The organism is Iodobacter sp. BJB302, from assembly GCF_002735645.1.
In the GTDB taxonomy this organism is placed as follows: domain Bacteria; phylum Pseudomonadota; class Gammaproteobacteria; order Burkholderiales; family Chitinibacteraceae; genus Iodobacter.
Genome location: NZ_PDZG01000023.1, coordinates 13,674 through 28,506, shown reverse-complemented (window position 1 = coordinate 28,506; position 14,833 = coordinate 13,674). Strand labels below are relative to the sequence as shown.

Below are 14,833 nucleotides of genomic sequence, written 5' to 3'. Positions count from 1 at the left end.
ACGGGCGTTTTTTGCATTTATATGTACAAGGAATAAGGCCATGTGCCAGCTACTCGGTATGAATTGCAATGTGCCTACCGACATCGTGTTCTCTTTTGAAGGGTTCCGGCGTCGCGGCGGGCAGACAGATCATCATTCTGATGGCTGGGGAATCGCTTTTTTTGAAGGCGACGGCTGCCGCATGTTTCTGGATTATCTGCCATCGGCCAGCTCGCCGATTGCCGATCTGGTGCGTGCCTACCCGATTAAATCGACCAATGTGATTGCCCATATCCGCAAGGCTACCCAGGGGCAGATCAGCCTCGCCAATACTCACCCGTTTCGCCGTGAGTTGTGGGGGCGTTACTGGATTTTTGCACATAATGGCAATTTGCCGGAGCGGCCGGATTTAAGCAGCAGCCGTTTTTTGCCGGTTGGTAATACCGACAGCGAACACGCTTTTTGCTGGATTTTATCTGAGCTTGCCCAGCGTTATGTCAGCTGCCCGCCCTTGCCGGTTTTGAAGCAGGCATTGGCCGAGCTGGCCAGCCCCTTGATGGCAGTGGGCACATTTAACTTTTTGCTCTCTGATGGCCGCGCCTTGTTTGCCCATTGCAGTACCGATTTGCATTACATCGTGCGCAAAGCCCCCTTTACGCTGGCGCATCTGAATGACACGGATGTCAGCGTCGATTTTTCCGAAGTCACCACGCAAAAAGACCGGGTCGCCGTCATCGCAACCCAGCCACTGACCGACAATGAAACCTGGATCAAAATGCAGCCAGGTGAGTTGCTGTGTTTTGTGGATGGGATGCCAGGGTAAGGTATTGTAAGGAAGGCAAAGTCAAAAAGACTTTTTTAGTGCCTTCGGCACGTTGATTTAGGTGCGGGCGTCCCCCGCGTGGGCCTCACTTTCTTGCTTCGCCAAGAAAGTAAGCAAAGAAGGCGACCCCACGAAACACGAAGGCCCCTGCGCTGCGGACAATCGGGTCGGCGGCTGGCGGGATTGGCTCGCTGCCTCGCTCCCAAGCGATCCCCCGCCCCGCTTGTTCCTCACTCCGGCGTGTTTCAAGGGGATTTTCAGCCCTGTGCCGAGAGCACAGCCATTATTTCTGTTATTTGTTTGCTGATGTAAAAGCAAAGGCTTGAGATCATTTGGTTTTCTCTGTGAAACTCTGTGTCCTCCGTGTTCTCTGTGGTTAAAGATTTGGGTTTGCTTCACCACGCCACTAGTACCCTCTACCTCAACGCCGCCGCCAGCCCGCTCTGCCTAATCGATTGTTTGGCAATGGCTTTGCTCAGTACGTCATTGCTTCCCCAAATCTCTACTTTCTTTTTGGCGCGGGTAAGGCCGGTGTAGATCAGGCTGCGGCTCAGCAGCTCGTGCGGCTGGTCTGGCAGCAACAAGATCACTTCGTTAAATTCTGAGCCCTGGCTTTTGTGCACCGTGAGGGCCAGTGCGGTTTCGTGGGCGGGCAGGCGGGCGGGGCTGAACCAGCGCAGGGTATTGCCTTCGCCTTTAAAAGCCACGCGGGGCGCGCCTTCCAGGATAAAGGTCAGGCCGATATCGCCGTTATAGAGCTGCACGCCGTAATCATTTTGCGTGATTAACACAGGGCGGCCTGCGTACCAGAGGCTGTTTTCGGGGATGAAGTTTCTGGCCTGCCAGTGCGCTTCCAACTGCTGATTCACCCCCATTACCCCAGCATGGCCTTCGCGTAAGGCAGTTAACACGCGGAAGGTATCGAAGGCGGCAAACGCCGCGTCCACATCGCCTGCCAGCACGGCCTGCCAGTAAGCCGCGTAGCCCTGATCGCAGCGGCTGAGCAGCGTTTTGCTATTGGGCTGCCAGCCTAATTCTGTTTCTGCCTCGGCAAATAAATCATCCGGCTGCAAGAGTGCCAATGCGCCCTTGGCGTCGCCCGAATTCACCAAGCTCGCCAGCTTGCCAATGCCTCCGCCTGCGGCAAAGCGGTGGCTGTGTTCTAAATTCATTACTGCATTGCCCACGCTGCTGGCCGGGGCTTTACTGCGAGCAATTTCCACCCCCGTTGCGGTTTTGAGCGCCTGAATAAAATCGGCACCGGGTGATTTTAAGCTACACAGCTCGGCAAATACCGCACCGGCATCCACTGCATCCAGCTGATCTTTGTCCCCGAGTAAAATCAGCCGGGCGTGCGCGGGCAGGGCTTCCACCAGCTGCGCCATCAAGGCCAAGTCGATCATCGATGCTTCATCCACCACCAGCACATCCAGCGCCAGTGGATTAGCCGCGTGATGCTTGAAACTACCATCGGGCCGCGGCCCCAGTAAGCGGTGCAGAGTAGATGCGGTTTCTGGGATAACGGCCAGTGTTGCAGGCGATACAGCCAGGCTGGATTTTCTCTCCCGCACCGATTCACTCATTCTGGCTGCCGCCTTACCGGTGGGCGCTGCCATTTTAATGCTCAGGGTGTTGCCTTCCATGATTTGCAAAGCGGCCAGAATACGCAGCACGGTGGTGGTTTTACCCGTGCCAGGCCCGCCGGAAATCACCGTCAGCTTTTGCATCACTGCTGCTGCGGCCGCTACTTTTTGTAAGTCTGGCTGAATGCCGGATGCAGGAAACAGCTCATCCAGCAGCGTGGCCAGCCTGGCCAGATCCACATCACATTTTTCCCCTGCCAATTGCCGCAGGCGCGTGGCCAGCTGCGATTCATACCACCAGTAGCGGGTGAGATAGAGCCGGTCTTTGTCCTGAGTTAAGGGCTTAAACTCGCCCGGCCTGCCGATTAAGGGGCTGCTCAGCGGCGCAGTTTTAATGCAACTATGCCCCGCCGCCAGCGCCGCACACAGCTTAGCGAGGGTGGTGTGCAGCTCATCCGATTGCGGCCCGCAGAGGCGTTCGAAGCTACGGCTTAATTCAAAGGCAAAGTCTGGCATGGGATGCTCTTGAGGCGAAACGGGTAAAAAAGTCTAAATGGAAAACCTAAATTTTGAACCACAGAGAGCGAGGAGTTTTACGGAGAAAACCTTTATTTCTCATGCTTTTCTCCGTGGCACTTTGTGTTCTCCTTTTCCTCCGTGGTTCAAGATTTAACTCATTTTGCATACCCGAGTTGTTTGTTGAGTAAATCTGGCACTTTGGCGGCGACGGTTTTGCTGATTTTATCCAGCAGGTCCAAATCAATCTGCTGCATTTTGCAGGTTTTGGCCAGGTGCCGGGCAATATGGATCAGTAAATGCGCCGAGACTTCTGCATCGGCTTCGGCCCTGTGGGCGGTGCCTTGAAAGCGAATGCCCAAGCTTGCCGCCAGGGTGGCGAGTTTGTAGTTGCTCATGCCGGGGAATAAGCGGCGCGATAGTTTAAGCGTGCAGTGCAGGCCCTGGTATTGCGGCAACAGATTGAGGCGCTGGCTTTCGGCCAATAGAAACTTCGCGTCAAAGCTGGCGTTGTGCGCCGACAGCGCATCGCTGCCGATAAATTCGATCAGCGCCGGAACCACTTCGCTGGCAGGCGGGGCCTTGTTGACCATGGCCTGGCTGATGCCGGTGAGCTGGGTAATAAAGTAGGGAATACGCACACCGCAATTGACTAGGGATACAAAGCGATCAGTAATCTGCCCGTCAACAATCCGCAGTGCAGCCACTTCGGTGATGCGGTCTGTATTGCTGCTGATGCCGGTGGCTTCAAAATCCAGCATCACGATAGGGCGGTTGAATGAAATCATGGGGTCTTTTTAATCATTTATATTATTTGGAAGTCATTTTTTTACACAATTTCTGTAGAAGAAAAAGGTCATCGTAGGGTGGGTTAGGCCGCTCTTGATGCTTATAAGTGCGCTGATCTATTTCGGCCGTAACCCACCATGACACTGCGCTGCGGTGGGTTACGGCCAAGAGACTGTTGTGCCCATATTTTAATGCATTTTCTGGCCTAACCCACCCTACGGATACTTGTGTCGCGGCTTCAAGGGAAATTTAAGCCCTGTGCAACGAGCAACGATATAAATCCAGTTTACGGTGTTCTTAAATACTGAAAAACGCACAGCAAATCACATTTTAAAAAATATGCTTTTCTCCGTGCCCCTTCGTGTTCTCCTTTTCCTCCGTGGTTCAAGATTTGGGTTTTCTCTGTGGCAACGATCTTAGGTTTTTGCAGACACTCCCATCAGCGCCACTTCAATATCATCCAGCAATTCCATACCAGGCTTGCTGAAGTACACGCCGTTTTGTCCGTCTTGTTTACCCAGCCCGCGCATAAATAAGTAGTAAACGCCGCCGAATTGATCGTCGCTAAAGTTGGGCAGGCGCTGGCGTAAGAAGCGGCGTACTGCCGCTGAATAAATCAGGTATTGCAGATAATAGTGGTGCTGGGCCATGGCGGGGATGAGAAGGGCGGGGGCGTAATCGGCCACGCTATTGCCCAGCCAGTTGCTTTTGTAATCGAGCACGTAAAATGCGTTTTCGTATTCAAACACCAGATCGATAAAGCCTCTTAAAAAGCCGTTGATATGGAAGAAATCTAAGGTGCTGGCGGCGGCGCGAAATTCAGGTGGCAGCGATGGATGTTGCAGCGCTGCGATCAGGCGTTCGGGCTGGCAGTGGCTCACGCTATAGGTGAATTCCATTTCTGCTACGCGGTTTTTCGGCGGGATGCTGGCTAAGGTCAGCGCCTTGCCATCGAGCCGCGCAGAAACGGTGTCTTGCACCATTTGGCTGACGATTTCTAGCCAATGCTCCGGGATACCATGGCGCTCCAGCTCTTTGGCCGTGGTGGCGGGCAGCGCATCGGCATCTAGCCAATCCCATTCTTCTAAAATGGCGTGCAGGCAAGTACCGGCCACGGTGGCGGCGGCTTCCCGCTCGGGGAAGCTAAATACGGATCGGCCTTCGGGGGCTGCGGATGAATCGGTTTCTGGCGCATTGCTGGCGCTGTCTCTGTCTGGCCCTTCGGAATGATTGTGCGCAGTCATGCCAGAAAAGCTGGCCACCCGCCATGTGGGGTAGAGCTTTTTGCCGAGGTAGGGCTTAAACACCAGTGGCTCGGTTGGGGCGGTTTTAAGGCCGGTGCGCGCACCGCTGGGCGCATCGTGCAGGGCAAACACTTCGGGGCTTTGTGCGCACATTGCCGTAATTTCGCCCAGCAGGGTCTCATGATCGTAAGCTTTTAGATGCTCTTTTTGTGCTTCTAATACATCGCTATGCTCCCCGGTAAGGGGATGCAGCAGCCAGGCCATAGCCGATTGCGACAGGCCGTCGCTGATTGCATAGCCCCGGCCATCTTTAAGGCCAATATTGCCCCATACGATATAGCAGCGATTCCTTGCCCGGGTCAGGCCCACGTAAAGCAGGCGCAGTTTTTCTTCAAAGGCTTCCCGTTTGGCGCTGTCTTTATGCTCATCAAAATCTTCGCTGCCTAAATCCAGCCAGGCTTTGTCGTTTTGGTGATAGCGTACCGCCTCGGTGTGCTTGCCCAGCAGGCGGCCATCCCATAAAAACGGGCAGAACACGATGGGATATTCAAGGCCCTTGCTGGCGTGCAGGGTAACGATGCGCACGCGGTCTTCATCGCTTTCCAGGCGCAACAGGGCTTCATCGCCTGCGTTTTTATTCTGGCGGCTAAACCACGCCAGGTGCTGCTCAATACCGGTGGCTTTGTGTGCTTGTAGCAGCTCGGCCAGCTGTAACAGATTAGTCAGCCGCCGCTCGCCATCTGTTAAAGAAAGTAAGCGTTGCGCCACATTGCGCCCATCCAAACCCTGGTATTCCAGCCATTCTCTGAACATTGGAATAAAACCCTGCGTTTGCCAGAGTTTTTTCCAGTGGGCAAAGGCGTCTGCAATCTGATCCCAGCCGTTGATTTCCAAGCGCAGCAGGGTGGCGGCATTGTTGCCCAGCAGGGTGCTGATCAGCGCGGCGCGTACCAGGCCCTGATTGGCTGGCTCACTGATCGCGGCCAGCACAGAGTAAAGCTCAACGGCCTCTTGTGATTCCCAAACGCTGTCTCTTACCCTCAGCACGCTGGGCACGCCCAGCTGGGTAAGCGCATCCTGCATGGCTTTGGCCCGAAAACGATCAGGAACCAGCACGGCCATATCGCCGCCAGAGAGCGGACTATCTGCCAGCCTGGCTTTGCCTTCCCCTGCCAAACGCAGCAGCCTTTCGATTTCTTGTGCGGTGATTTGGGCGGCCAGATGATTGGCGGTTTCCTTGGGCCAGCTGATTTGCACGCCTTTTTCTGAGACGCCTTCAGGCTCGGGCAAAAACTGGAAGCGAAAAGGGGCGCTTTTCATTTCTGATGTGTCATTCTCGCCATCAACAATCAATTCCGGCCGGGGTTTACTCGCCGCTTTTACCGCGCTAAAACTGACATGCGGATCAACAAAAGCCTCGCCAGGCCGCTCGAACAGGGTATTTACCGCCGTGACTAAAGCGGGCACCGAGCGCTGATTGGTGTCTAAGCTTTCCTTGGCATCGACCAGGGCTTCGGCCTGGTGATAGGCGTGAATATCCGCGCCGCGAAAGCTATAAATCGCCTGCTTAGGGTCCCCCACCAAAAACAGCGGCGTGCTGCCATCTGCAAACACGCGCGAGAAAATATCGTACTGAATACCGTCGGTATCCTGAAACTCATCAATTAGCGCGGCTTTGTAGCGGCGGCGCATGGCCATGGCTAAGCGCTCGCCGCCTTCCGCAGTCAGGCCTTGCCACACGCGCAGCAGCAGATCGTTAAAAGATAATTGCTGACGGCGGGCCAGGCGCTCGGGCAGCTCGATATCACAGCGGCGGCGCAGCTCGGCCAGGCCTTGCTTTTGCCGCAACTCGCAAGCTGTGCTGAGATCATTAATTAAGCTTGCTAGTAATTCCACTGCATCAAAAAAAGCATGTTCAGGCGGTATTTTCCCCTTGGCTGTGCCGCTGATGAGCTTACTGCTGCTGAGCTTCACCAGCTCCTTGCTATCGATATCCTGCCAGCCACCATTGCCCGCGATATGGTCATCTATCAGCAAAAAGACTTTTTCTAATTGCTCTGGCTTATAGCTGGTTTGCTTTAAGGCCTTGCTGGCAGACAGCCCTTGCAACATTTCCTTAATGACTGCTGAATGCTTACTCCAAAGCTGGCGGTAGTTCTCAAAAGCTGCGGGCAGGGCGGCGCTTAATTCTGCGGTATCGGCAGCGACTCCCAGCTCCACGGTATGCAGCAGCGGCTGGCCTAAATGGCCATAAACCACCCGCAGCCATTCTTCGGGGCTGGCTTTGCTTTTAAGTAAATACTCGGTGTAAATCGCATCAGCAGGGTAGACTTGCTCGCGCCAAAAATCTGCAGCAATTTCATCCAGCACAGGGCCGGTATCGCTGAGGATTTCCATACCAAAATCAGCGCCACTTTCAAAGGCGGATTGGATAAGCACCCGCTGGCAAAAAGCGTGAATGGTATGAATCGCCGCCTCATCCAGGCTGGCAATGGCACGCTGCAAGCGGCGCATCACCTCGGTTCGCCGATCTGCGTGCTGGATTAATAGCTGCTCACAAAACGGATCAAGCGCTTCTTCCCCCTCGAAAGATTCCAACACCTCGGCAAGCCGCCCACGGATACGATCGCGCAGCTCGGCAGTGGCGGCTTCGGTAAAGGTGACCACCAAAATTTCTGGCACTTTTAAGCCATGCTCAATCACCAGCCTTGTATATAAACCCGTAATCGTCCAAGTCTTGCCCGTGCCCGCGCTGGCCTCGATCATATGCGGGCCAGCTAATGGCATCTCAAACAGATTTAAGGGGCGAAGATTCATGGGTATTCCAGGCGGGGTGGAAGATGAGCGGTAGGGGGATTATAAAGGCTCAGCCTGACTTGGTGATGACGCTGAGTAATATCTTTGGGCCATATAACGGCAGTTGAAAGGCAAATCCCCTTACCCCCCTTTTTCAAAGGCTATGTCTGCGTTAACAGTTGAAAACTGAAATTAAGGTTTGTTATTAGCAAACAGCAGGGAATGCAATAAACGCGCTCTTCGCTCAGGGCTTAAATCCTCCCCTTGAAGCACGCCGAAGCGAGGAACAAGCGGGGCGGGGTTTCGGCGAGGATGTTTGAGCGAAGCGAGTCCCGCAGCCGCCGCCTCGATTGTCCGCAGTGAGGGGCCTTCGTGCTGGTCGGGGCGGCCTTCTTTAGCTTCGTTTCTTGGCCGTACAAGAAAGGAAGGCCCTGCGGTGGCTACCGCTCCAAAATCAACGTGCCGAAGGCACTAAAAAGGTCTTTTTGTTTTTTGCTTAGTGGCAATTACGCTTTAAATTAAAAATTTTAAGAAAAAATTTTCAATTTACCCCCTAAAAGCGTAAGTATCCACTCAACTAAATTTCAACATTTAACGCAGACATAGCCTTTTCAAAGGGGGGTAAAACCTAGGGTCTGTTGACGTTTCATTCACAATTGCGCTGAGCCGGAAAACGGCCAAGCACAAGGCATGCGACGAAGGCAATAACTGGTTATTGTCGAGGAGCATAACGCAGTGAATGGCCGTTTTCCGGCTCAGCCCTTCGGGTTGACTGCATTTTTGGGGCTGCACATCGTTAAAAATCGCTAATGGTACTCGTGCCATGTCGCAATTTTTGCCTTGTTCAGCCCCAAAACTGCAGCCAACGCAGCCGTGAATGAAACGTCAACAGACCCTAAGGTAAGTAACTGTGCAAGTTCTTCCATTTTTTTAAGGAGGGATAAAGATTGATTCAATTGGCGCATGTACTTCAATAGTTCAGAATGATGTTGTTCCCCCCTTTGAAAAAGGGGGGCCAGGGGGGATTTACAAGTAAATAAACCAGACCTGAAAAATAATTAAAGAGGCTCAATGACTTCCTTTCAAAACCATATCCACAGCGCCATGCAAGCCATTGCAAATGATGCTGCCGCAATCGCCATGCGCGCCTATCAGCGTGATCAGTTTGAATTTCTGGGTGTGGCTGCACCCGCGCGGCGTGCCGTAACGATGCCTTTAATTAAAGAGCTAAAGCCAGCCAGCGCCGAGTTTTTAATTGCTGAGGCGCAAGGCCTGTGGAATTTTCCGCAGCGCGAATACCAATATATCGCCGTGGATTTACTGGCAAGGCATGTCAAAGTTTTAACAGGTGCAGATATCCCCGCATTGCTCAACTTAGCTCAGCAGAAATCCTGGTGGGATACGGTAGATGGTTTGGTGAAAGTGATTGGCGCGATTGCAAAAGCAGATAAAACCCAGCAAAGCCAGATGGATGCCGCGCTGCTTCACCCGGATTTTTGGATCAGGCGCATTGCTATGCTGCATCAGCTGGGCTGGAAGGGCGAGACTGATTTGATCCGCTTGCAACACTACGCCAGGCAGCTAGCCCCCGAGGGTGAGTTTTTTATCAGGAAAGCCATAGGCTGGGCGCTCAGAGAGTACGCCTGGCACGATCCTGCCGCTATTCGCGCGTTTTTACTGGGCATGGGCGATCAATTATCGCCACTCAGCCGCAGAGAGGCGGCTAAGCATTTGTGATCAGCGCTGTAAGGCCACGGCGTGGGCGGATCAACAAGCTTTCTTAATGTTTTGATTCCAATGTCATTGTATGAAATATAAAAATATGAATGAGGCAATATCTGGTTAGAATTCAGTCTTCTGTTGACGCTCACTAGCTACTTTTATGATTCTTCGCGGCCCATATCTTCCTGAACTTTTGCGTGCAGAAACGCTGGCTGATTTGCTGGAAAGCACGGCACAGCGTATTCCAGATCATCCGGCCATTTATTGGCAGGATGAAGTGTTGAGCTATAGCGAGCTGAACCGTCGTGCCGATCTGGCCGCGCATCATTTAATTCAGTTTGGCGTAAAAGCGGGGCAGATAGTTGGCCTGTGCCTGCCGCGTGGTGCTGCGCTCTTGATTATGCAGGCAGCAATTGCCAAGGCGGGCGCGGCCTGGCTGCCGTTTGAGGCCGATACGCCGGTTGATCGCATGCAGGTTTGCCTGGAAGATGCGGCGGCGGTGCTCTTGGTGGGCGATGGCGATCTGGCTGGCGCGGGTGTGCCGGTATTGGACAGCGCGCAATTGTCTGCACCCGTTGCGGGCGATTTGTTGCGCCGCCAAGGCCTCTTACCTAGCCATCCGGCCTATGTGATTTACACATCCGGATCAACCGGCAAGCCCAAAGGTGTGCCGATCAGCCAGGGCAGTATTTGCCATTTCTTGCGCAGCGAAAACTCAGTGTTGGGTGTGCGTCAGGATGACAAGGTGTATCAGGGCTTCTCTGTTGCCTTTGATATGTCGTTTGAAGAAATCTGGATCAGCTATTTGGTGGGTGCATCCCTGTGGCTGGCCCCTAAAATACTGACGGGCGATCCGGATGCTTTGCCTGCGGTATTAAACCAGGAAAAAGTGACCGTACTGCACGCTGTACCCACGCTGCTGGCGCTGTTCAGCCAGGAAGTCCCCAGCTTACGGATTATTAATCTGGGCGGCGAAATGTGCCCGGAATCGCTGGTAGAGCGCTGGGCTACGCCAGAGCGGCAAGTGTTTAATACTTACGGCCCAACCGAATGCACGGTATCGGCCAGCCTAGCCCAATTACGCCGTGGCGAGCCGGTGACCATTGGTAAGCCACTGCCTAATTATGGCCTTTTGGTGCGCAGCGAAGATGGCCGCTTATTGCCGCAGGGTGAAACTGGCGAGCTGTGCATTATTGGCCCCGGTGTGGCCGATGGCTATTTGGGCCGCCCTGATTTAACCGCTGAAAAATTCTTTGATAATCCCTTTTCAAATCTCGAAGAATTCCCGCATGAGCGGCGTTTATACCGCACTGGTGATTTAGCGCGCATCGATGAAGCAGGCCAGGTTCAATGCCTGGGCCGTACCGATGATCAGGTAAAAGTGCGCGGCTTTCGGGTAGAGCTGGGCGAAATTGAAGCCTCGCTTTGCCAGATAGCAGGCGTGGGCACGGCGGCTGTTTTGCTGCGCGAGCTGGCTGGTATCGATCAGCTGGTGGCTTTTGTGGTGGCAGAAAGCAGCGATGCGGCGGCTTTAAAAAATGAGCTGAAACGCAGCTTGCCAGCCTATATGATTCCAGCCCGCTTTGAGTTTATGAGCGAATTACCCAGGCTGACCTCAGGAAAAATCGACAGAAAAACCCTGAAAGCCCGCGAGCTGATCGTTCCAGCGGGTAAAAATCTGGAAAGCGATGAACCCGTCAGCGATGCAGAAAAAGCCCTGTTTGCGGCGCTGATCACCTTATTCCCCGGCCAGCCGCTGCGTCTTGTGGATGATTTCTTTGGCGAGCTTGGCGGGCATTCCTTACTGGCCGCGCGATTAGTGTCTATATTGCGGCGCAATCCGGCTTATGCCGGGATGACGGTGCAAGAGATTTACCAAAGCCGCACCTTGCAAGCCATTGCTAGCCGTCTGGATGTGCTGGCAGAGCAGCAGCCAGAGCAAGCAGAAATTGAGCCAATTCGTAAAGTGCCTTTCTTACGCAGGCTGATTTGTGGCAGCGCCCAGCTGGCTACCCTGCCATTTTTAATTGGCCTGCGCATGTTGCTCTGGCTGGCGCCATTTTTTACCTATCACTTTATGACCGGCGAAGAGGGCGATAGCTTAGGCGTGGCGGTGGGCGTATCTGTGCTGGTGTATTTAGGCAGCCTGTTATTTAGCTTTGCCATTGCCATTGCCGGTAAGTGGCTGATTTTGGGCCGGCTAAAAGCAGGGCGCTATCGCCTCTATGGGTTGACCTATTTCCGCTGGTGGCTGGCTGATCGGCTGATCGATATTACGCCGCTGTATTTTCTGACTGGCTCGCCTTTGCAATCGCTTTACTTACGCGCCCTGGGGGCCAAAATCGGCAGCAATGTTGCCCTTGCTGCAATCAGCGTGCGTGCTTACGATCTGCTGAGCATTGGTGAAGGGGCCAGCATTGGCGCTTCGGTCAATTTTGAAAACTTCAGAGTCGATGGCGATCATTGGGAAGTTGGGCCAATTACTATCGGCAAGGATGCTTATATTGGCTCTTATGCCGTTTTGCAATCAGACACCCATATCGCAGATTTAGGCCGTTTAGAAGGCTTATCGGCTTTATCCCGAGGGCAAAAAATTGCCGCATCCGAGGTGTGGAGCGGCTCGCCCGCAAGGCGCAGCGCCGATACCGTGCCAGAAGCCCCCGCACGGCCTGTGCGTAATTCATCCCTGCGCGGCTTGCATGGCCTGGCTTATGCGGGTGGATCAGCGCTTGTGGCCATCTTGTTTTTTGTGCCGGTTTTCCCCAGCTTTTTGCTGATTGACTGGCTGGATGCGCATTGGTTTGATCTGACCGAGCAAGGCGTGGCGCTGCCCGAAGCCTTTATGTTTTATCTGATGCTGGCGTTGCCCGCCAGTGCGGTGCTGATTGTGCTGACACTGATCGGCTCTGCCGCTGTACGCTGGTTGCTGCTGCCGCGTAATCCGCTAGGTAGCTGGCCCGTGTTTGGCCCCATGTATTACCGCCGCTGGCTGACAAATCAGATTCAGGAATCCAGCCTTAATATCCTGCACGGCCTTTATGCATCGGTTTACGCAGGCTGGTGGTATCGCCTTCTGGGGGCAAAAGTAGGGCGCGGCACCGAGATATCCAACGCCATTGGCGTGGTGCCCGATCTGCTCACCCTAGGAGAAGACAGCTTTATTGCCGATGCGGTGATGCTGGGGGACGAAGAAATTGATCGCGGCTGGATGACGCTGCGCCCCACCGTGGTAGGTAATCGCAGCTTTGTGGGCAATGGCGCTTACGTGCCCGATGGCAGCATCATCCCCGACGATGTATTGATCGGTGTGCAATCCCGCGCCCCGGCCAATGATCGTATGCAATCCGGCCAGACATGGCTGGGCAGCCCGGCATTATCACTGCCAGCCCGCGAGCAAGTCAGCGGCTTTGCCGATAGCCTGACCTTCCGCCCCAGTCCGGCACGCCGCCTGGCCCGTGGCTTAGTTGAAGCGCTGCGCACCGTAATGCCGCTGGCGGTGATCATTACCGTGGGCTATCTCACCGTATTAAAAGTCATGCCCTTTGCCGAGCAGGAAGATTTTCACGGCGTATTCTGGGCGCTGATGATTGCCGGTGTTTTATACGGCGTGGGCTCCTTTATCTTTATTGTGGCGCTGAAATGGCTGATGATTGGCAGCTACCGCCGTAAAGAAGCGCCCATGTGGACATCCTTTGTATGGCGCAGCGAAGCACTGACCAGCCTTTACGAATCCATCGCCGTGCCCAACTTCTTTAACTTCTTACGCGGCACCCCGTGGCTGCCCATGGCGTTTCGCTGTATGGGTTGTAAGATTGGCAGCGGGGTATTTATGGATACCACCGATATCACAGAATTCGATTGTGTCAGCATCGGCGACGATACCGTGCTGCACGCATGGTCTGGCCCGCAAACCCATTTGTTTGAAGACCGCATCATGAAAATCGGCCGGGTAGAAATCGGCGCTGGCGTAAACGTCGGCCCGCGCAGCACCATCCTGTACGACGCCATCGTAGGCAACGGCGCCCGCCTCGGCCCGCTGACCCTGGTAGTCAAAGGCGAAACCATCCCCGATGGCCAGGCCTGGACCGGCAGCCCCGCCGTGCCTTGGCGGACGTGCAGGAGTTGATGGTTTAACTGAATAGCTAAATGGCACTGTTTAAAAGCAGTGCCATTTTTTATATAAATCCCAGCTATTCCACCTATGGCTGCTCGTCTAAGTAAAGCAAAGCTCAGACGTAAAAATACTTACTTTAAAAATAAGATTAATTCTTGTGTGTTGTATGGTGTTACAGCTTAAAAACTGCGTTATGCTTACATATCTGTATTGACCTATGTTTGGCTGCAATGATCCTCAAATCCCCCGATTCAAAACAAGCACAGCTTGAAGAGCTTAATAGCCTGCTTACCCAAGCAAACCTAAGCGCTAATCAGCGCGAATTAATTAACAAAGAAATTTATATGCTCAAGCAAGGCATGCAGGGTGAGCAGAATAGCGAATATGAAATTAATTTTTATCTGAAAGACGCAAAAAGATGGGCCGTGATTCATGACCTGCGCATTGAACACAATGGCCGGGTAGCACAAATTGATCATCTATTAATCAACCGCTTGCTGGATGTATTTGTCATTGAGACCAAAAATTTCAGTGCAGATCTGCAAATCAATGAGCTGGGTGAATTTACGGCCTGGTATAACAAAAAGCCAATCGGCATCCCCAGCCCGCTGGCACAAAATGAAAAACATATCGAAGTATTAAAAGCACTTAGCAAAACACTGCCTCTACCTAAACGGCTTGGCCTTACCTTAATGCCCAGCTTTACCAGTGTGGTCATGGTCAGCAATAAACAACGTATTACCCGCCCTAAAAAATTTGATACCCAAAACATTATTAAAGCAGAGAAAATTCTGGAGTGGGTAACTAAGACAAATGCAGATAATGCCAGCATTGGGCAAGTATTCGGCAGCCTGGCCAAAATAGTAAGCCCAGAAACGGTAATGGAAATAGCCGGGTTATTCGCAAGCCAGCACTGCCCATTAAAGCCCGATTACAAAGCAAAGTTTGGCATCAAAGAGCCTGCTGAAGTTCCCGTCGTTCAAAAGCCTGAAGTGCAGGCGATCGTACCGCAAGTCGTGACTGTTGCTATTACGGCAGAAGAAACAACCAAGCTCACCAGCTCTAAATTAGCCGCAAAACTTGGCCTTAAGAATACTCAGGAATTAATTGATAAATTGCTTGAGAAAGGATTTGTGGAAATTGTGGATGGCAAAACAACAATGACGGAGCAAGGGAAAATAGCCGGCGGTGAGGCCAAATTCAGCCCTAGATTTGGGGCATATTTTATTTGGCCTGAGGGGTTAATTTCATAGAGATATCTAGCTCC

At 53.2% G+C, this 14,833-nt stretch carries 7 protein-coding genes; 4 read left to right on the top strand and 3 right to left on the bottom strand.

Translation table 11 applies throughout. From position 1 onward, the window contains the following. The first annotated feature begins 40 nt into the window (after positions 1-40). The gene (locus tag CSQ88_RS09480; protein WP_099397870.1) at positions 41-802 is read left to right on the top strand and encodes a class II glutamine amidotransferase; all 762 of its coding nucleotides are present in this window, start codon (positions 41-43) and stop codon (positions 800-802) included. 416 nt (positions 803-1,218) lie between these two features. Here CSQ88_RS09480 and recD read toward each other — a convergent pair whose 3' ends face one another. The 3 genes from recD to recB all read right to left on the bottom strand — a co-directional run bounded on the left by recD (position 1,219) and on the right by recB (position 7,751). Further along, positions 1,219-2,901 carry an exodeoxyribonuclease V subunit alpha gene (recD, locus tag CSQ88_RS09475; RefSeq protein ID WP_099397869.1) on the bottom strand — a complete coding sequence of 561 codons (1,683 nt, stop codon included), beginning with the start codon at positions 2,899-2,901 and terminating at the stop codon, positions 1,219-1,221. 158 nt (positions 2,902-3,059) lie between these two features. Beyond that, positions 3,060-3,689, bottom strand: coding sequence for a PolC-type DNA polymerase III (locus CSQ88_RS09470; RefSeq protein WP_099397868.1), 630 nt, complete (start codon positions 3,687-3,689; stop codon positions 3,060-3,062). A 417-nt stretch (positions 3,690-4,106) separates the two neighbouring features. Beyond that, complete coding sequence (gene recB / locus CSQ88_RS09465; protein ID WP_099397867.1) at positions 4,107-7,751, bottom strand: exodeoxyribonuclease V subunit beta; 3,645 nt, start codon at positions 7,749-7,751, stop codon at positions 4,107-4,109. 1,050 nt (positions 7,752-8,801) lie between these two features. On the opposite strand from recB, the gene CSQ88_RS09460 reads away from it, so the two are divergent. The 3 genes from CSQ88_RS09460 to CSQ88_RS23150 all read left to right on the top strand — a co-directional run bounded on the left by CSQ88_RS09460 (position 8,802) and on the right by CSQ88_RS23150 (position 14,819). After that, a complete protein-coding gene (locus tag CSQ88_RS09460; RefSeq protein ID WP_099397866.1) occupies positions 8,802-9,467 on the top strand; it encodes a DNA alkylation repair protein in 666 nt (221 codons plus the stop codon). Between the two features lie 145 nt (positions 9,468-9,612). Continuing rightward, positions 9,613-13,578, top strand: coding sequence for a Pls/PosA family non-ribosomal peptide synthetase (locus CSQ88_RS09455; protein WP_099397865.1), 3,966 nt, complete (start codon positions 9,613-9,615; stop codon positions 13,576-13,578). 218 nt (positions 13,579-13,796) lie between these two features. Then, the gene (locus CSQ88_RS23150) at positions 13,797-14,819 is read left to right on the top strand and encodes a nuclease-related domain-containing protein (RefSeq protein ID WP_218963052.1); all 1,023 of its coding nucleotides are present in this window, start codon (positions 13,797-13,799) and stop codon (positions 14,817-14,819) included. Positions 14,820-14,833: the final 14 nt, after the last annotated feature.